The 18771-nt window shown below is 57.6% G+C and carries 20 protein-coding genes and 1 tRNA gene; 10 read left to right on the top strand and 11 right to left on the bottom strand.

Annotated elements, in window-relative coordinates; all coding sequences use genetic code 11:
- Nucleotides 1-91 precede the first annotated feature (91 nt).
- Complete coding sequence (locus D4A39_RS11415) at nt 92-652, top strand: hypothetical protein (RefSeq protein ID WP_022985202.1); 561 nt, start codon at nt 92-94, stop codon at nt 650-652.
- 391 nt (nt 653-1043) lie between these two features.
- On the opposite strand, the gene D4A39_RS11410 is transcribed toward D4A39_RS11415, so the two are convergent.
- The 6 genes from D4A39_RS11410 to dapA all read right to left on the bottom strand — a co-directional run bounded on the left by D4A39_RS11410 (nt 1044) and on the right by dapA (nt 5058).
- Nucleotides 1044-1550, bottom strand: coding sequence for a hypothetical protein (locus D4A39_RS11410; RefSeq protein ID WP_022985201.1), 507 nt, complete (start codon nt 1548-1550; stop codon nt 1044-1046).
- Nucleotides 1551-1674: 124 nt separating this feature from the next.
- On the bottom strand, nt 1675-1908 hold the full coding sequence (locus tag D4A39_RS11405; RefSeq protein WP_119918138.1) for a DUF6726 family protein: 234 nt from the start codon (nt 1906-1908) through the stop codon (nt 1675-1677).
- A 41-nt stretch (nt 1909-1949) separates the two neighbouring features.
- Nucleotides 1950-2666 carry a phosphoribosylaminoimidazolesuccinocarboxamide synthase gene (gene purC / locus D4A39_RS11400; RefSeq protein WP_022985199.1) on the bottom strand — a complete coding sequence of 239 codons (717 nt, stop codon included), beginning with the start codon at nt 2664-2666 and terminating at the stop codon, nt 1950-1952.
- 26 nt (nt 2667-2692) lie between these two features.
- Complete coding sequence (locus D4A39_RS11395; RefSeq protein WP_119918137.1) at nt 2693-3466, bottom strand: MBL fold metallo-hydrolase; 774 nt, start codon at nt 3464-3466, stop codon at nt 2693-2695.
- Nucleotides 3467-3523: 57 nt separating this feature from the next.
- A complete protein-coding gene (gene bamC, locus D4A39_RS11390) occupies nt 3524-4177 on the bottom strand; it encodes an NlpB/DapX family lipoprotein (RefSeq protein WP_119918136.1) in 654 nt (217 codons plus the stop codon).
- Nucleotides 4174-5058, bottom strand: a complete 885-nt coding sequence (gene dapA, locus D4A39_RS11385; RefSeq protein ID WP_022985196.1) for a 4-hydroxy-tetrahydrodipicolinate synthase — start codon at nt 5056-5058, stop codon at nt 4174-4176. Before dapA ends, bamC begins: the two co-directional genes overlap by 4 nt.
- 287 nt (nt 5059-5345) lie before the next feature.
- On the opposite strand from dapA, the gene D4A39_RS11380 reads away from it, so the two are divergent.
- Nucleotides 5346-5873: a glycine cleavage system transcriptional repressor gene (locus D4A39_RS11380; protein ID WP_022985195.1), complete on the top strand. Its 528-nt coding sequence runs from the start codon at nt 5346-5348 to the stop codon at nt 5871-5873.
- Nucleotides 5874-5927: 54 nt separating this feature from the next.
- Entirely contained in the window at nt 5928-6404 is a 477-nt protein-coding gene (gene bcp, locus D4A39_RS11375) for a thioredoxin-dependent thiol peroxidase (RefSeq protein WP_022985194.1), read from the top strand.
- A 196-nt stretch (nt 6405-6600) separates the two neighbouring features.
- Here the strand turns inward: bcp and D4A39_RS11370 are convergent, their stop codons facing one another.
- A complete protein-coding gene (locus D4A39_RS11370) occupies nt 6601-7686 on the bottom strand; it encodes an AI-2E family transporter (RefSeq protein WP_022985193.1) in 1086 nt (361 codons plus the stop codon).
- The gene (locus D4A39_RS11365; protein ID WP_022985192.1) at nt 7686-7934 is read right to left on the bottom strand and encodes a sulfurtransferase TusA family protein; all 249 of its coding nucleotides are present in this window, start codon (nt 7932-7934) and stop codon (nt 7686-7688) included. Before D4A39_RS11365 ends, D4A39_RS11370 begins: the two co-directional genes overlap by 1 nt.
- Before the next feature lie 69 nt (nt 7935-8003).
- Here D4A39_RS11365 and D4A39_RS11360 point away from each other — a divergent pair, with 69 nt between their 5' ends.
- The 4 genes from D4A39_RS11360 (at nt 8004) to D4A39_RS11345 (ending at nt 11686) form a co-directional block, all read left to right on the top strand.
- The gene (locus D4A39_RS11360) at nt 8004-9434 is read left to right on the top strand and encodes a M48 family metalloprotease (RefSeq protein ID WP_031226372.1); all 1431 of its coding nucleotides are present in this window, start codon (nt 8004-8006) and stop codon (nt 9432-9434) included.
- Between the two features lie 660 nt (nt 9435-10094).
- Nucleotides 10095-10171, top strand: a tRNA-Arg gene (locus D4A39_RS11355).
- A gap of 73 nt (nt 10172-10244) precedes the next feature.
- The gene (locus D4A39_RS11350; RefSeq protein ID WP_022986977.1) at nt 10245-11426 is read left to right on the top strand and encodes an MFS transporter; all 1182 of its coding nucleotides are present in this window, start codon (nt 10245-10247) and stop codon (nt 11424-11426) included.
- 83 nt (nt 11427-11509) lie between these two features.
- Nucleotides 11510-11686 carry a PLDc N-terminal domain-containing protein gene (locus D4A39_RS11345; RefSeq protein WP_022986976.1) on the top strand — a complete coding sequence of 59 codons (177 nt, stop codon included), beginning with the start codon at nt 11510-11512 and terminating at the stop codon, nt 11684-11686.
- Here the strand turns inward: D4A39_RS11345 and D4A39_RS11340 are convergent.
- Together D4A39_RS11340 and D4A39_RS11335 are read right to left on the bottom strand one after the other, a co-directional pair.
- Nucleotides 11643-12374, bottom strand: coding sequence for an SRPBCC family protein (locus D4A39_RS11340; protein WP_022986975.1), 732 nt, complete (start codon nt 12372-12374; stop codon nt 11643-11645). The genes D4A39_RS11345 and D4A39_RS11340 overlap by 44 nt on opposite strands.
- Before the next feature lie 169 nt (nt 12375-12543).
- A complete protein-coding gene (locus D4A39_RS11335) occupies nt 12544-13995 on the bottom strand; it encodes a phospholipase D-like domain-containing protein (RefSeq protein WP_119918135.1) in 1452 nt (483 codons plus the stop codon).
- Between the two features lie 397 nt (nt 13996-14392).
- Between D4A39_RS11335 and D4A39_RS11330 the strand changes: the two genes are divergently transcribed.
- On the top strand, nt 14393-15751 hold the full coding sequence (locus D4A39_RS11330; protein WP_119918134.1) for a KamA family radical SAM protein: 1359 nt from the start codon (nt 14393-14395) through the stop codon (nt 15749-15751).
- 194 nt (nt 15752-15945) lie between these two features.
- Nucleotides 15946-16389, top strand: coding sequence for a DUF3332 family protein (locus tag D4A39_RS11325; RefSeq protein ID WP_158586931.1), 444 nt, complete (start codon nt 15946-15948; stop codon nt 16387-16389).
- A 41-nt stretch (nt 16390-16430) separates the two neighbouring features.
- Here the strand turns inward: D4A39_RS11325 and D4A39_RS11320 are convergent, their stop codons facing one another.
- Complete coding sequence (locus D4A39_RS11320) at nt 16431-17831, bottom strand: aminotransferase-like domain-containing protein (RefSeq protein ID WP_119918132.1); 1401 nt, start codon at nt 17829-17831, stop codon at nt 16431-16433.
- Nucleotides 17832-17981: 150 nt separating this feature from the next.
- Between D4A39_RS11320 and D4A39_RS11315 the strand changes: the two genes are divergently transcribed.
- Entirely contained in the window at nt 17982-18674 is a 693-nt protein-coding gene (locus D4A39_RS11315; RefSeq protein WP_119918131.1) for a LysE family translocator, read from the top strand.
- The last annotated feature ends 97 nt before the right edge of the window (nt 18675-18771 follow it).

Below are 18771 nucleotides of genomic sequence, written 5' to 3'. Positions count from 1 at the left end.
GGAGGTTGGATAGCCGTGTGGCGTTACACTCTTTAACCCCGCCCGGTTTCTGCTCACTTGGTGCCCCAGGGCGCAAAGACGGAATCACTGAATGACACCAGAACTCATTACCCGCTTGCCCCGGCTTGAGGCGTTATTTGATGCCCATATGGAACGCTTCGGGAAAGACCTCACGCCCTATCGCAACCACGTGTACCGCCTGATAAACCTGGTTGCTGCACAGCAAACATTGGATGCTGAGGCACGCGACAAACTTGCCGTCGCCGGTTTTTTCCACGATGCGGGTATTTGGCTTGCCGGTACCTTTGACTATCTAGGTCCGTCTGCCCGGCTCGCGGAGCACTATCTCGAGGAGCAGGGGCTTGCGCACTGGCAAGAGGAAATTGAGGCCATGATCGTCAATCATCACAAGATCAGCGGTTACTCATCCAGCTCAGGGCCTTCAGACAACGACAGACTGGTCGAGGCTTTTCGGCGCGCAGACTGGATCGACGTCAGTCTTGGCATGCTTCGCTTTGGCATTCCTTCTGCCCGTGTAAGGCTAATCAAGCGCGCCTTCCCCAATGCCGGCTTTCACCGCCTGCTATTCAAACTTGGCGGACAGCAGTTTCTTTCCCAACCTCTACGGCCACTTCCAATGCTGCGTCGCTGAAGCCCTTTCAGTTACCCACAGGATCTGTGGATAACTCTGTGAATAGAGTGTCAGGAACCGTTCTCAGTACCGGCATTCCCTGAGGTAACAACAAAATGATGAAAATTTGTCCATTTTATTAAACCCTTTAAAATCAAAAGCTTAGAAGCCACCAATAAAAATCAAAGAGTTAGGGCACATCGTTCATTCTTAATATGAAAAATGGTTATTCGCTGTGCAAAACTCTTGCCCATTACAGGGGCAAGACACCAGTCAACGCTGGTCGGAGTGGGGAAATGCCAATCAAGCAGCGAGAAACAGCGGATTTCACGGCGGGCAGGGCCCTACACAGGGGCAGCAGGGCCGGGAGGTTTGGGGGCATCCAATATCAAGGGGCATGACCACCCGGGCTTTAGCGACGGAAGCTGTAACTCACCCCCAGAACCACGGCAGGCTCCACATCAAGATCGTAGCGATCACGCTCTTCATCCGTATCGCATGACCTCACGCCCCGGTATTCTCCACATTCAAGCGCTTCGAGCACACCTACTGCACCGCTCACGGTCCATCGGGAATACGGTTTGACCCACTGGTGACCCAGCTCAAACGCGACACCCAGGCGCTCATAATGGCGCTCGCCGCCCAGATCGCCGCCCATCAGCCCCGTGTAGAAGCCGCTTTCGTCCATCATGCCGCGCTCCATTTTGTGCCTCCAGCCAACGACCCAGCGAAATTCCTCGGTATCAAGACCCGACGAATCCACATAGAAGGCAGGAAGGGCAAAGAAGCTGTTCTGAGTGGTGGCCCACTCCAGGTTAAGGCCAACCAGGCCATTGAGGTATCCAATGCCAATCAGGGCATCGTCTGCCTGCGCCTGGAAAGGCAGCATGGCAAGCAGGGACAGTAGCCAGCGACGCATGGCGAACTCCGGTTTTTGTTGTTATGTCAGGCAGCAGAGGTGTGGCCAATATTCTTCACACCCCGGAGCCGATTACAAGGCTGTTGCGCCCACCCGCACCGCCCGGCGGTGCGAGTAGCAGAAATCACAGCGGGATCTTATCAATTTCGTCAGCCGTGTTATCGATGGCACCATCGACCTTTTCCAGTGCCTCGTCAGCGGCATTCCCAACGACAGGAATGATCGAGAGCACAGCCCCGACTACAGAACCTGCAGCGCCCACAAGACGCATGGGGGTAGTCGCAATCTTGGTGAGAAAACAACCGCTCAGGGCGGCAGCCAGCACAGCAACCGCCGTGATTCGAAAAACCGCTTTCATGGTACGCTCCTTATTATTATCGCGTTCTCTTTATGGCGCTTTCAGTATTCGAACGTCATCCCCAGACGACGCCCCACTTCTTCGTAGGCTTCCACCACGCCCCCAAGGCCTTGGCGGAAACGGTCTTTGTCCAGTTTTTCACGGGTGTCTTTGTCCCACAAACGGCAGCCATCGGGGCTGAATTCATCGCCCAGCAGGACTTCCCCATTAAACACGCCGAATTCGAGTTTGTAATCCACCAACAGCATACCGCCATCCAGAAACAACTGCTTGAGCACCTCGTTGACCTTGAAGGTCAAGGCTTTCATCTGGGCAACCTGCTCATCGGTGGCCCAGCCAAAGCTGCGGATGTGGTAATCATTGACCATGGGATCCCCCAGGTCGTCATTCTTGAGGAAGAATTCGAAGGTGGGCGGGTTGAGCTCTTTGCCCTCTTCCACTCCCAAACGGCGACAGATAGAACCTGCCGATACATTTCGCACTACACACTCAACCGGAATCATGTCCAGTTTCTTGACCAGTGCCTCGGTCGGCGAGAGCAGCTTTTCAAAATGACAGGGAATACCAGCCGCTTTTAGCTTCTCCATGATGGCAGCATTGAACTGGTTGTTCACCGCGCCCTTGCGTGCCAACGCTTCTTTCTTCTTGCCGTCAAAAGCCGAGGTGTCATCACGAAACACCATTACCAGCCGGTCTCCATCATCTGTTGTGAAAACAGATTTGGCTTTGCCGGCATACAACTCGTCGCGTTTTTCCATGGAGAGACCTTTCACTCGGGTCAAAATCAAATTACCTGCAGCCAGTCGAACCCCTGGTTCTGACTGGCTACGCCAATACGTTCGTGGCCGGTGTCGAGCGCTGCCTGAATCTCGGCCAGCGCCAGAGTAGCCGTGTTGTTCTGTTCGCTCAGATGAGAGAGAACCAGATGCTGCAAACGGTCCGTGTTGGCCTGCCGCAGTAACGCCGCCGCCTGTGCATTGCTCAGATGCCCTAACATACCACCCACGCGCCGTTTCAACGAGGCAGGATACGGGCCGTTCGCCAACATGCCATAGTCATGGTTGCATTCCAGCAACAGGGCATCGCACTCACTGTATGCCTCCACAACATGAGGCGTGATGGAACCCAGATCAGTTAGCACTCCCAACGTGCGCTGCTGCCAACCAAAACGGTACTGGCAAGGTTCACGGGCATCATGAGGCACCAGAACTGGCAGCACTTCCAGCTCACCAATATGAAACACCCTGCCTGGACGTACTTCCTGCCACCGGGTATTGCGCAGGCTGGCGGGCTTGTCTTCTACCGCGCAGGCAGTTCCAAACGAGCTGTATACCTCGCATCCCGCCTGCCGCGCCACTGGGCCCACTCCGCGGATGTGGTCCCCGTGTTCATGGGTCACCAAAATCGCGCTTAGCTGCTCGAGCCCGAGCCCGCGAGCAGATAGTCGCGCCCGGGTTTCTTTCAAGGTGAAACCGCAATCCACCAATACCAGGGTATCCCCGGCCTCAATGAGGGTGGCGTTTCCCTTGCTCCCGCTTCCCAAAGAGGCAAACCGCATCAGCGTCTACCCTGGCAGGATTGCAGCCGCCGGGTTGGGGCAAGGGCTTCGTCCACGTTATTCCAGCTCTTCGTAAATACGCTCGAGAATGGCAGAGCCGGGGGTTTTGTCCACCAGTGCCGTGCCCTTTTCGTTAAGCACTGCAACCTGGATACCGTTGGTTGTATGGCTGAGCTTCAACTGCGCTTCCCGTGCACCCAGTTCATACCGGTCAGGTACGCGTAGAAAGAAAATGCCTACATCACGGTCACGATCGCTGACTTTGAAATCGGTTTCTTTCAACGCATCACTCACGTATTCCCATGCCCAGGCATAGCGAGTGGTCATCATGATAATGGGGTAACCGTTACCATCGCGCGCCAGAACGGCACGGATCGACTCCCCCTTGGGGATAGGAGTCGCGTCGTCCTTGTCGGCTTCATTGCCCAAGACCACCAGTTGGGGCGGCTTGGGAGGTACAAATTTGTCTTCATCTTTCTGGGCGCCAACCAAACGATCGTCCTGACGGGGCACGTGATACAGCGCTTGCTCACCGATAAAAACGTCGCCCTCCGGCACCTCAACAGGATCGGTCACTGCCGCATCCCGGTAAGCCAGACTGGTATCTGGCAACCAGCTACATCCCACCATCCCCGACAGGGCCAGCAGTGTCAGCGCCAGGCTTGCGCCCTTGCCACTTACAGGTAGTGCAATCGGTACTGCGTGCTTCATTTACCCTCCAGCAGCCCGCACTGACGCATGGTCTCACGCAGCCGCGGCTGGGCCGCCTCAGACAGCGTGACCAGTGGCAGCCGGATACCTGCATCAATGAGGCCCATTTCATAAAGTGCCCATTTCACCGGAATCGGATTGGCTTCGATAAACAGATCACGATGCAGGGGTTCAAGTTCCGCATTCAGGGCACGGGCCTTGTCAGCGTCCCCCGCCAGGGCGGCATCACACATGGCAGCCATCTTGGCAGGAGCCACGTTGGCAGTAACGGAAATGTCGCCGTGACCTCCCGCCAGGATGAAATCCATGGCGGTGGCGTCGTCACCGGAATAGAGCATGAAATCTTCGCCACAGCGTTCCCGGATTTCACGGGCCCGCTCCAGATTGCCGGTGGCTTCCTTGATGCCAATGATATTCGGCACCTTGCTCAGGCGCTCTACGGTTTCCGGTAGCATGTCGCACGCGGTACGACCAGGCACATTGTAGAGAATCTGCGGAATATCCACCGCCCGGGCCACCGCCAGATAATGCTGGTACAGACCTTCCTGGGGAGGCTTGTTGTAATAGGGTGTCACCAGCAGGCAGGCATCCGCGCCATCGCGCTTGGCATCACGGGTCAGGCGGATGGCTTCTTCGGTGTTGTTGGCCCCGGTCCCTGCGATCACAGGAATGCGACCCTTGGCCACCGCCACCACTTCGCGAACCACACTGTCATGCTCCTCGAAACCCAGGGTGGCAGACTCCCCGGTGGTGCCCACCGCGACAATCGCATGGGTGCCTTGCTCCACATGCCAGTCCACCAGCGAACGCAGGCGTTCCCAGTCCACTGAACCATCCGCGCGCATGGGGGTAACCAGCGCTACAATGCTACCGCGAATCATGCCTCTCTCCTGTTGGGCGCAACACAGGTGCGCAAAGCCGGAAAACCGCCGCATCGGCCCCGGCCAAAGGGTGAAGGGCGCTATGGTAAACGCCGACAGGGCCGGACGCCAGATGTGGCCGGTCAAACCCGCCTTTTCGCCAGCATCGACTCTCCCGAAGCGGCCGTCTACACTTTCCTGACCATAACTGTTCGGACCCTGGAAATTGCCTCCAGGCCACCGAAGGATTGATTGTACTGCCCCTTACCGTCAGGGCAGCACCTTATAGTGAGGACAAGGACTACGCCATGGAACAGCTGATTGTGATCTCCGCCCTGGGTACAGACCGCCCCGGCATTGTGGAAGCCCTGTCCCGGGCAGTACTGGAGCGTAAAGGAAACATCCTTGATTCACGGATGACCGTGCTGGGGGGCGAATTTGCCGTGCTGATGCTGATCAGCGGCAGCAATGACACCCTGGATCAGCTGGAAGCCGACCAGCAGACGCTGACCGGGGAACTGGATCTGCTGATCACCCTCAAGCGCACCCGCCAGCGCGACACCCGTCCCAGCAGCCTCCCCTACGAGGTTGAAGTGGTCGCCATGGACAATCCCGGTATCGTCCATGAAATCGCCAATTTCTTCTCCTCCCGGAACATCAACATCGACGACCTGCACACCGGCACCTATGCCGCGCCCCACACCGGCACGCCCATGTTCAGCCTTCACCTGGTGTTGAGCATGAACGCAGAACAATCCGTGGCCCAGCTGCGCGACGCCTTCCTGGATTTCTGCGAGGCCCGCAATCTGGACGCCACCATGAGCCCGAAGCGCTGAGGCGCTTCTGGATAACGCTTACACGCCCGATAACACGAGAGATCTAACCCCGATATGGCACATCCCAAAATTGGCAACCTGGCCCCCAATTTCAAACTCCCCGATCAGGACGACAACCTGGTGGAACTGAAGTCCTTCAAGAACCAGCACCCGGTAGTGATCTTCTTTTATCCCAAGGCAATGACCCCTGGCTGCACCACCCAGGCTTGCGGGATTCGCGACACCCGTGCGGAACTGGAGAAGCGCGGGGTAAAGGTGTTCGGCATCAGTCCGGACCCGGTCAAACGGCTGCCCAAGTTCATCGAAAAGCATGACCTGAACTTCAGCCTGTTATCCGATGAAGATCACACCGTGGCAGAAAAGTACGGCTGCTGGGGCATGAAAAAATTCATGGGCAAGGAATTCATGGGGCTGATCCGCACCACGTTCATCATCGGCAAGGATGGCAAATTGCTAAAGGTCATGGACAAGTTCAAGACCAAAAGCCACCACGAAGATCTGCTGGCAGAACTGGACGAGCTGGGGATCTAACCGGCTGGCCCGCACGCGTTGTTTCGCTGCCCTCGAAGGTGAAAAGCCGATGGATGGGCAGCCCCCCCTGAAAAGCGCCCCCTCTTTATCTGTTGGCCCACTCAGGGGGATACGCCTGAAAATCTGGGCACGCAACGGGGTTTTGAGCGCTTGCTGGCGGCATCTGGAGGCGCCGCAACGGCGCCCCTTGCTGTGTTTACTCGCCACTCGCCTGTTCAGCCACCGGATAACTTCCCTCCCGGGGCCAGGCATTCAACACCGCCTTGAACAGGGTCGCCAAGGGAATCGCAAAAAATACGCCCCAGAGCCCCCACAGACCACCAAACAGCAGAATCGCAGTAATAATAGCCACCGGATGGAGATTCACCGCCTCAGAGAACAGCAGCGGGACAAGGATATTGCCATCAATAAACTGGATAATGCCGTAGACCACCATCACCAGCGCAAACTCACCACTCCAGCCAAACTGGACATAGGCCACGGCAGCTACCGGCAAGGTGACTACCGTCGCGCCGATGTAAGGCACCACCACCGACAACCCGACCAGCACACCCAATAACACGGCGTAATGCATATCAAGCAAAATAAAGGCGACGAAGGTAACGCTGCCAACCAGGAGGATTTCCACCGCCTTGCCCCTGACATAGTTGGCGATTTGGCCATCCATTTCCTGCCACACGTGGCTCAGCACTCGGCGACGACGAGGCAAAAACTGCATTAACCAGCCCACAATGGCGTCTTTGTCCTTGAGAAAAAAGAACACCAGAAGGGGGAGCAGCACCAGAAACACCATCACTTCCACAATATTGGGGATCGAGGCCAGCGACAGGGTCAACACTCCCTGCCCGGCTTCCGCCACCTGCCGCTGAATGACGGCAATCACTGAGTTCACTTGCTCAAGAGAGATCACTTCCGGGTAATGCACCGGCAATTCCCGCAACCAGGCCTCGCCGTTCTTGAGCACATGGGGTAACTGCTCCTGAACCAGCAAGGCGGTCTGACGCCAGACCATGGGCAACAGCAGCACCAGCGTCATGATCAGCAACCCAAGAAACAGGGCAAACACCAGATTCACCGCCAAAAAACGCCTCATCCCCCGCCGCTCCAGCCCTGAGACAAGCCCCTGCATCAGGTAAGCGATGACAATGGCTGCCAGCACGGGCGCCAGCATGCCCCCCAAGAAAGCGATCAGCAGACCGGCTGTCAGCAGCACGACCAAGAGGTACACCGCCTCTTCGTCTGAAAAATACTGGTCCGCCCAGTTGCGTAAAATGCGCAGCATCAGCTCTCCTGTTCACCGCGACGAATCACAAGAATAAAACGGCCCGATTTCTCCTCACTGCGAACCAGCTCGTGGCAGGATTGTCTCAGATAGGCAGGAATATCGATCGCCGATGAGGCATCGGTGGCAATCACTTCCATCACCTGGCCAGGCTGCATATGTCGCAAGGCCTGTCGGGTTTTGAGAAGCGGCATGGGGCATTGCAGCCCGGAAGTATCCAACTGGAGATCAGTCACTGTGTCCGTCATGCTATTCATTGATTACCAACCTGACGGCATTATAGTCACAACCCGGCCTGCCCGACATGGAGCCATTGATTGAAGTTGTTATCGCGCACACTCTTGATGTTCTGTTGCCTGCTGACGGGTCCGGTCAGTGCCAATGATGACCTGCCGGTTCTGGGTGATCCCACATCGGCATTGATGTCTGCAGATCAGGAGTACCGTCTGGGCCGAGCCTGGCTGCGCAGCCTGCGCGGACAAACCTCCATCATGAACGATCCGATGGTGCAGGAATATGTGGAAAGCCTGGTTTACCGTCTCGCCTCCTACAGTGATCTGAAAGAGCCGGACCTGGACATCGTGGTGGTAAACAGTCGCCAGATCAACGCCTTCGCTGTGCCTGGTGGTGTCATCGGCCTTAACGCCGGCCTGTTCCTGAATGCAGACAGCGAAGACGAAGTCGGCGGGGTAGTAGCGCACGAAATTGCCCACGTTAGCCAACGCCATTTTGCCCGCCGCTATCTGGATTCCAAAAAGGTCAACACCGCCGTACTCGCCGCCATGCTGGCCAGCCTGGCCGTCGCTATTGCCGGGGATGGTGAAGCCGGGATGGCAGGGGTGGCAGCCACCCAGGCTGGCGCCATTCAGGCACAGCTGGCCTATTCACGGCAGAATGAGCGGGAAGCCGATCGCGTGGGAATGCAGACCCTCGCCGCAGCAGGCATGGACCCGGATGCCATGCCGCGGTTCTTCGAACGTATGCATGATGGCCAGCGCTTTGCGGGCCGGCCGCCGGAATTCCTGCTCACCCACCCGGTTACCGAAAGCCGTATCGCAGACAGCCGGGCCCGGGCACGCAATCTCCCCTCCCCACGGCTGAATGTCTCTCCCCATTACCTGCTGATGCAGGCAAGACTGCGCGCCGCCTTTATCCAGAGTGACAGTCAGGCCATCGATTATTTCAAACGTTACACCAACGAACGCAGCGCACTGGCCCTGCAGGCCGCCCAATACGGCTTGGCACTCAGTTATCTGCGTGCGAACCACTACGATCAGGCCCGCAACCTGATGCAATCGCTGGCAAGCCAGCACCCGGATGAGCTGTGGTTCCGGTTGGGGCTCACGGAAATCGCGCTGGATGAAGGACGTTACCCCGAAGCCATCCAGCAAGCCCGCTGGGTGCTCGATATTGCCCCCGGCAACTATGCAGCCTCCGTGCTGCTGAGCCGGGCCTACCTGCGCAGCAATCAACCGGACAATGCACTGCCGATCATCAAACCGTTGCTGGCACAACGCGGCACGGACCCCGCCATCTGGGAGCTGGCTGCCGATGCCTATGGCAACAGTGGCGACCGGGTGCGCGCACTTCACGCCAAGGCAGAAAGCCAGTTCCTGCGCGGCAATGACAGCAAGGCGCTACAGCAAATGAGCTATGCCCTGCGCGATGCCCGGGAGGACTTTGCCCTGTACAGCAAGCTCAACGGGCGACTCAAGCAGATGCAGACACTGTCGGAAGAAAAGTTCTAGGGAGCCTCTGAATAACGCCTTGCGTGCTCAGTCTTTCAGGCTGGCTCACCCCCTCTATGGGCCAAAAGGTAAAGCGGGGCGCGGCTCTGAAGGTGTATGTCCATCCATCGGCTCTTCACCTTCGAAGAAAGCGCAACAACGAGTGTGGGCCAGCCTGGAAGACCCGAGGGACGCGGCCTGGAACGCACATCTGATGCGCCTTGCCTCCAGGAAAGGGAACCACCCTTACCGTCGAGTCAAGACACAACAGCTGCACGCTCAAGGTCACGCTGAGCATTCAAGGTGTTATTCAGAGGCTCCCCAGGATTTAAGAGCATCGCGGTCGAACGACCGCTCCCACCACCAAGGCCAACAGTGACTGCCGGGTGGCCAGGCGACGTGTCGGGTCATTTGGAAGCGAAAAACAGGTCAATAAATCGCCGCTTGCTTCCCGAAGACTGGCACCCGAGCGTGAAGTCCTTACAATCGTTCCTTCTTTTGCCCCGGTAGCTCAGCTGGGTGAGTTCGGGGCTCTCCAAAGCATGCTTTGGCCGAACGAACGCGAAGCGGATACCGCCGCTTTGCCGGCGCCCGGAGGGCGAGCAAGCGCCTAATAAATCGCCGCTTGCTCCCCGGAGACTGGCACCCGAGCGTGAAGTCCTTACAATCGTTCCTTCTTTTGCCCCGGTAGCTCAGCTGGATAGAGCAAGCGCCTCCTAAGCGCTAGGTCGGATGTTCGAATCATCTCCGGGGCGCCACTTCCCCCTGATTTCAGCCCTTCCCGGGCTTGATTCAGGCTAAAAATGAACCATATTCACGATACAGACATCCATGCAGAACTCTTCATCGCCCGCAACGCTGAGCCCCTGGCTGGTTCTGCTGATGGCCGCGACCACCGGCCTGGTGGTCGCGAGCAACTACTATGCGCAACCCCTGCTGCACACTATCGCTGACCAACTGGCGCTCTCTTACGCCAGCGCCGGGATCATTGTCACCACCGCCCAGGCCAGCTATGCCGTCGGTCTCATTCTGCTGGTCCCCCTCGGGGACCTGCTGGAGCGCCGGGGGCTGGTGGTCACGATGATGTTGCTTGCCACCGGCGGATTGCTGGTCAGTGCCAGCGCCACATCGTTACCCATGTTACTTGCCGGCACAGCGATCACTGGCGCATTCTCGGTGGTTGCTCAGGTGCTGGTTCCTTTCGCCGCCACGCTCTCCCCTGTGGCCCACCGCGGCCGGGTTGTGGGTACGGTCATGAGTGGTCTGCTGCTGGGCATTCTGTTGGCCAGAACCGTCGCGGGCGCACTGTCCTCACTGGGCGACTGGCACACAGTCTACTGGGTGGCTGCCGGGCTGATGCTGGTCAATACCGCGATTCTGTTCCGCGCCCTGCCTCGCTACCGCCAGAACAGTCGGCTCAGTTATCCGCGCCTGATCGGATCGGTCGCTGTCCTGTTTGTGCGCTATCCCCTTTTCCGGCAGCGGGCCCTCCTGGGATGTCTGATTTTTGCCCTTTTCAGTATCTTGTGGACACCACTGGCCTTTTTGCTTTCCGCTTCTCCCTGGGAGATGTCCGATGCCACCATTGGTTTGTTCGGGCTGGCCGGAGCGGTTGGCGCCCTGTCCGCACGCCACGCCGGCGTTCTCTCGGATCGTGGCCACAGCCGCATCCTGACCCTGGGCGGTTTGGCCTTGCTATTCGGCTCCTGGTGGCTGCTCAAACTGGGGGCAGATTCCCTGCTTGCGCTGGTGGCGGGGATCATGGTGCTGGACCTGGCACTGCAGACGGTGCATATCACCAATATGAACCTGGTGTTCTCGCTGGATGAACATATCCGCAACCGTCTGAATTCCGGCTACATGTTCCTGTACTTTCTGGGTGGCGCCGGGGGCTCTTTAGGCTCTGCTCGTGCCTACGAGCACTTCGGTTGGGACGGGGTTGTCCTGCTGGGAGCAGGCATCGGGCTGATTGCCTTGCTGTATGGGGGCTGGCTTTGCCGCCGACAGGTTTGACGGTGTTTAACAGCCCGGCAATTTACCCGGCGGGCTCAGTGCACTACATTCAGGGTCAGGACTAATCGAAAAGGAATGACACGATGAAACTGCTGGGATTGCTACAACTGGCATTGGCGATTTATGCCATCGTCATGATTATCCAATCTTCCGCGGAAACCGGCGCCAAGGTGCTATGGGTGCTGCTGGTGCTTATCCTGCCGCTTGTTGGTCTGATCATCTGGGCACTGATGGGGCCGGGCTCTCCGCTGAAGCGTTAGCAACCGACCTTGGCTCTGCCTTTTTCTGCCAGTTCTCAGGCACACGGTAATAGCCTGTGTCCACACCCTGGAAGCGTGGCTGATTCACCACACGGCGCAACCGCTTGAGAGAGAAGTAGGGAATATCGCGTAGAATGATATTGGCAATCCAGGCGGGCACCACCCCGCCAGGATCCAACACGACTTCAATTGTGACTTCCACTTCTCCGGGCGCTACCGGTGAAAAACGGTAATAGCCTTCCATCTGCGGCATACGGACGTAGCCATCCTGCTCCGGCATGTTGCTTTCGTAGAGTGAAAACGGCATCACCAGATCGTAGGAATCCTTTTCCTGGTAGAACTGCACACGCAGTGGTGCGTCCCGATCACTCACAGGCCAGGGCAAACGGGTCGTTACGTAGACATCGCGCTTGAAGTGGGAATGGCGACGCAGATCGCGGATTTCTGACACCATGTGCATGAAAGACGCCACAGCATCATAGTCATCCATAAGCACGCCGATGGACTTGAAGTCCTCGACCGGCATTCGTGCGATGCCCCGAAAGGTTTTCAGGCGGGAGCTGTCGTCATCCTGGCGGAATACCCGAATATCATCCCGTTCGGTCACCATGATCCAGCTGGCATCCGCAGCCAGGCTCACTTGCCCCCCCATCAGGGCCAACAGCACCAGCAATAGTCTAGTCAGCATTTGCTTTCCCGACATTCCCCAATATAAAAACGGCAGCCGCTCGGCTGCCATTCGCTGTGCTGGCACTGTATCCTCGCCAGAACAACGTCGATACAGAATGTTTACGATAGCGTGACTCAGCCCACAGAAATGCTGGCACTATGACATGATACAAAAGTACTAGCCGGGTTTACAGATAGGGCTCCATCAAATGCGCCAGCGCATTTCTCACACGACGCCAGGGCGCCATATCACGAAAAGCCGCGGTATCCATTCGGCGGCAATCTGGCAGTCGCTCATCTATGGACCCATCGACTGTGCCAGCGAGCTGGTCGCTGTAACATTCCAGATCAAACTCGAAATTGAGCCGCAAACTGCGCGCGTCCCAGTTTCCGGAACCCAGCATCACCCAGTGGCCGTCAACCGTCATGACCTTGCTGTGATCAAAGGGCGGTGTCGACAGGTACAGTTCAGCCCCTTCACTGACCAGCCAGCGTAATGCATGCAGGCTGGCCCAATGCACCATGCGAAGATTATTCTTCTGCGGCACGATCAGCTGTACCTGCACACCCTTGAGCATGGCCAGCTGTAAAGTGGCCAGGAGCGTCAAATCCGGCACAAAATAGGGCGTAACGATGCGAATACGGTGCTCTGCAGCACCAATGGCCGCCAGAAGTGTCAGCCGTCGCTTGTCAAAATCTGCATCCGGCCCGGCACTGATCCCCCGGGCCTTTACCTCTCCCAGCTGCGCCAGGCCACGGTAGCTGGTTTCAAGAAGTTCGCCGCAACTGAACAACCAGTCTGCCGCGAAGCTGCGTAGCAACTGTCCCACTACCGGCCCTTCCAGCCGCGCATGCAGGTCGGTAATAGAAGGAGGCGTTTGAATATAGCCTGCACGAATATTCATGCCGCCGGTGAAACCGGTTTCCCGGTCGACAATCATGAATTTACGGTGGTTTCTGAGATTAATGTAAGGCATTCGCCAAGGCGCCAGCGAGTAAAGGAAGCGCTGCACCGGCACCTTGTTGCGGCGCAACCGCCACACCACAGATGGCAGCGAATACAGGGAACCAACCCCATCCACCAGCACCCGCACCTTCACCCCGCGCTGGACTGCCCGAGCGAGAGCTTCCACCACCGGCCGACCGGCAGCGTCATTACCAAAAATGTAGGTCGCCAGAAAAATGCTTTCGTTGGCGCTCTCGATCGCGTCCAGCATTTGCTGATAGGCCGCCGGCGCATCCAGGGGCGTAATGCGGTTACCGTCGGTAAGAGGCAAATGGGTCAGACGCCCTACCAAGCGGCTCAACTCCTGAAAATGCCCATGCAGTGGCAGGGGTTCAGCCGCCACACGCCAGCCTTCATCGGTCTCGATCTTGCCACCGGTGAGCTGCCGGGCACGGCGGCGGATACGGTTCACGCCCAGCAGGAAGTACAGCAGAGCACCAAACACCGGCACCAGCCAGACCAGCCCGGTCCAGGCCGCTGCGGCCCGGGCATCGCGCTTGTTCTGTGAAACATGGATGGTGACCGTGATGGCCAGGGCGACACTGATCATGGCCGCCAGATGCGGCCAGAACGGTTCCAGCCGCAGCAGCCAACGGTCAACCCCCTGCCCCCACTGCGTTACGAATGCGTCCATTCCTCTCCTTGCCGGACCGCCAGAATTCACCTTGTCTCGATACAGTGCAATGCTGGCAACATAGCACAAATCCCTGTTTTAACGGGTAGTTACCTCTGTCACACCGGTGACATTTTTGCGCTTTCCGTCCCGTTTCACTAGAATGCGCCCTCTTTTGGGTCAGTGACTGCACACTGGCAGCGTCCTGCTTCCCCGCTAATGGCTGGAAGATGGGCAAGACCCAGGTCCCTCGCGTCCCTAGTGGCGTACAGCGACGAGCCACGGCTCGTGTTCAGTACCGGCCGCCGCCGGTCATCAGTAGTAATAACTAATTCCGCTGGTTTAGGCAGCCAGTGTACCGGTGTTGGCGTGGCGTCTTCACGCAGCAACGCATCGGCACATGATGAGGAGCGTAACCATGCCCGAGACCAATACGGTTATTCCGCTGCACCAGAGCGAGCACACACAGTTTGATGAGCCTCGCCGCTTCAAGGTGTTCACCGCCAAACAACTCGACAAGATCGAGCCACTCAAGCGTCTGGATGACGACACCCGCTTCGCCATGGAGGTCGTTGCCAATGTCCTGCCATTCCGGGTAAACGAGTATGTCATCAACGAACTGATCAACTGGGACAAGGTTCCCGACGACCCGATCTACCAGCTGACATTCCCACAGAAAGGGATGCTGGCACCGGAGCACTTCGACCGGGTTGCCGATGCCATGCGCGGTGGCGACAAGGACCACATCAAGGCTGTGATCGCGGAGGTACGCGAGGCCCTGAACCCTCACCCGGCAGGCCAGATGGAACACAATATGCCGGAAGTGGATGACGAGAAAATCGACGGCATCCAGCACAAGTACAATGAAACGGTGCTGTTCTTCCCCAGCCAGGGTCAGGTGTGCCACAGCTATTGCACGTTCTGCTTTCGCTGGGCCCAGTTCATCGGCGACAACGATCTGAAGATTGCCGCAAAGGAAGCGGGTCAACTCAAGAAATATATCCAGGCACACCCGGAAATCACTGATGTGTTGATCACCGGTGGCGATCCTTTGGTAATGAAAACCAAAAACCTGCGCGCTCATATCGAACCGTTGCTGGAACTGGAACAAATTCGCACCATCCGTATCGGTTCCAAAGCCCTGACGTTCTGGCCCTACCGGGTGGTTTCGGATGCCGACGCTGACGACCTGCTGGCACTGTTCCGCGAAGTCCAAGCCAGCGGAAAGCATCTGGCGCTGATGGCTCACTACAACCACTGGCAAGAGCTGGAAACCGACATCGCCAAAGAAGCGGTGCGACGTGTTCGTGCCACCGGTGCGGTCATCCGTGCTCAGGGACCGTTGCTGGCCCACATCAACGACAACGCCGATGACTGGGCGCGTCTGTGGCAAACCCAGGTAGAGCTGGGCATTGTGCCGTACTACATGTTCGTGGAACGCGACACCGGCGCCCGCCATTATTTTGAAGTGCCACTTGCCAAAGCGTGGAACATCTATCGGGACGCCATGAAACAGGTCTCGGGTATTGCCAGAACAGCCCGCGGCCCGAGCATGTCCAGCCACCCGGGCAAGGTCGAGATCCAGGGCGTCACCGAGATCAATGGCGAGAAGGTCTTTGCGTTACGGTTCATCCAGGGCCGCAACCATGACTGGGTCCAGCGTCCCTTCTTTGCCAAATACAACGAACAGGCAACGTGGCTGAACCACCTGGAACCGGCTTTCGGTGAAGACACCTTTTTCTTTGAGGATGAGCTGGCCGCCATGGAACGCGGATAGCGGCCCCGAGAACCTGCGCCCCACTTTGCGGGGCGCAGGTTGGCGCTAAGCAACCCAAGCCTCCCCCCATCGCCCCAGCAACAGCAACCCGGATGTTCAAATACCTCTCCCACGCCCCAAACCTGACATGGTTTCCAAACACAATTACGCTAATACTTCCCGGGTACGACGACCTTTCTTGTTTGGAGAACCCCATGAAAAAAGGCTTGGCTAGCGCCCTTGGCGCCGTAATGCTCACCGGCTGTCTCGGTCAGAACGCCCTGTTCGATACTGTGCAGGACTGGAATGCCGATGCGACCGATAACAAATTTGTTAATCAGGTGATTTCTTTCGCCTTCTGGTGGATCCCGGTTTACGGCTTGTCGTTGCTCGGTGACATTATCATCTTCAACTCCATTGAGTTCTGGACTGGCACAAACCCGATCAGCCAGGAAGGCGCCAAAGTCGCAGGCACCACCGAAACCGTCACTGACGGCCTGGGCAACGAAGCCCAACTGACCTACCACGCTGATGGTTCCATCGGCGTGCTGGCCACCAGCGGAGAGGTGGCAGAAAGTTACACCCTGATCAAGGAAGGCAGCAAAGTGATCAAGGTGCAGAACGGACAACGTGAAGTGCTTGGCTCCATCATGCTCTGAGACGATGTGACGATGCGCAGGCAGGCATTGCTGCCTGCGCATCAACACAGACGAGACAGCGTAATCAGCGCCTGCTCTACCCGGTTATCCCATTTTACCGCGCAGTTAAGACGCAGGCAGTTGGTAAACTTCCCGGTAGCGGAAAACAAGGCACCCGGCGCAAAACTCACCCCCTGTTCCTGAGCCTGTTCAATCAATTCTGACGTATCAATGTCACCGGGCAACTCCAGCCACAGCACAAACCCTCCGGCAGGTCGGCTAACCCGTGTTTCGGCAGGAAATAACTGCGTTACACGCTCCGTCATTCGGGCAACACTGCGAGCATGCTCACCGCAAACCTGACGAAGATAACGGTCGTAGTGTCCTCTCTCCAGATAGCGAGCCAGCGCCAGCTGGGACGGCGTAGAAACCGACACCGTATTGATGAACTGCAGATAACGCGCCTTTTCGGTGTAAGCATCCGGGGTCACCATCCAGCCCACACGCAATCCCGCCGACAACGTCTTGGAGGAAGACGAGCAGTAGAAAACCTGCCCCGTTGAATCCCAGCTCTTGATCGGTCTGGGTCGCCGCCCGGTCAACGGAAGGTCCCCATAGATATCATCCTCCACCAGCGGCACCCGGTGTTTGGCCAGCAAGGCCAGCAAAGCTTGCTTTCGCTCATCCGACAGGCACACCCCCAACGGGTTCGAGAAATTACCCACCACCACGCAGGCAGATACCTTCCAGCGTTCCAGCGCCAGAGTGAGTGCATCCAGGGAGATGCCGGTCTCAGGATCCGTGGGAATCTCCAGAGCCTTGAGCCCCAGTGACTCAATCACCTGCAGCAACCCATAGTAGGTCGGAGACTCAATGGCCACCGTATCTCCCGGCTGAGTGACCAGTTTCAGGGCTATCGCAACCGATTCCTGACAACTGTTGGTAACCAGTACCTGCTCAGGGCGAGTGGGACACTGCAAGGCGGCCATACGACGTGCAATCTGGGTGCAGAGTTCAGGCGCGCCGGGGGGAAATTCGTAGCCAACGCAACGTCTTCGTTGTTCGCGAAGCACCCCGTGAAAGACTTTTTCCATGGTCGCCACCGGCATGTACTCCGGGGCCGGCACCGCCGCCCCCAGGTTAACGATCGCCGGATTATTCACATTCTGCAGAATCTGTAATACCCGCTCCTGCCCGGTGATACGACGCGGCCGCCGGCTCGCCCGGGCGACCCTGGGAGGTTCAAGCTCGGCAAGCGGTGGACAGACGTAATACCCGGATCTCGACCGTGCTTCCAGGACACCTCGCTGCTCCAATTCCCGACAGGCATTCACCGCGGTAGAGACACTCACCTGATGCTGTGCCGCCAACATGCGCACCCCGGGTAACCGACTTCCCACGGGATACGCCTGCTCGCGAATCAGTTCCTGAAGGGTATCCGCAAGGCGTTGATACAAAGTCATGGCAATTACCGATACAGATAGCGTCACAACAGCCAGCACAGTTTTATAAAAACACAATCTGTACTGCATCAATTTTGTTTTCTTATATCTGTATCGATACAGCTTGTCCACCTACTCTGGAACACCTTCCAGAGCCAATGGATGCCAGCCATGCCAATGGAGCAGATTTTCGCCCTTGTCGGCTTTGTTGCCGTAATGACCGGAACCCCCGGCCCCAACAACCTGATGCTGGTTTCTTCCGGCGCCAACGCCGGCTTCATTCGTTCGTTGCCGCATATTCTGGGTATCGTGATCGGCTGTCAGATCATGCTGCTGTGCATCGCGCAGGGGCTCGGCCAGCTGCTGAGTCACTCCCCCTCTCTGGTCAACGGGTTGCGCATAACCGGTGCCCTTTATTTACTGTGGCTGGCCTGGCAGCTGGTGCGAAACCGCTCCCTGCAGGACCACCCACAGCAGCAACAGCCCCTGACCTTTATCCAGGCGGCGCTGTTCCAATGGATTAATCCCAAAGCCTGGATGATGACGTTGACCGGGGTGGCCACTTTTACCCAACCCCACAACTTTACCCCCAGCATGCTGCTGCTTGCCGGCACCTTCGTGGTTGTGGGGTTGCCGCTGATCAGTAGCTGGAACCTGTTTGGCGCGGCATTAAAGAACGGCTTGAAAAAAGGAAAACGTCTGCGGTATTTCAATCGCGTCATGGCGGTACTGCTGGTTGCCTCCTTGTATCCCACCTTTGGCATACAACCCAGTCAGGCCAGCGAGGTGCAGCCGAGCTCCTCCCCCGCGCCTCAGCCAGAGCGGAAACGGGACAAGCTGGAATGGTGGATGAGCGTGATGTAAACCGGCGACACACGTAAAGTCAGGGCAGAAAACTGCCTTGGCCCTTCCTCCCTTCGACGGACTCCCTTAGGCTTGGCGTTTGGCAATGCTATCCAAG

The sequence above is a fragment of the Alcanivorax profundi genome (assembly GCF_003597125.1).
Taxonomy (GTDB): domain Bacteria; phylum Pseudomonadota; class Gammaproteobacteria; order Pseudomonadales; family Alcanivoracaceae; genus Alcanivorax; species Alcanivorax profundi.
This window is presented reverse-complemented; position numbering and strand designations above follow the sequence as displayed.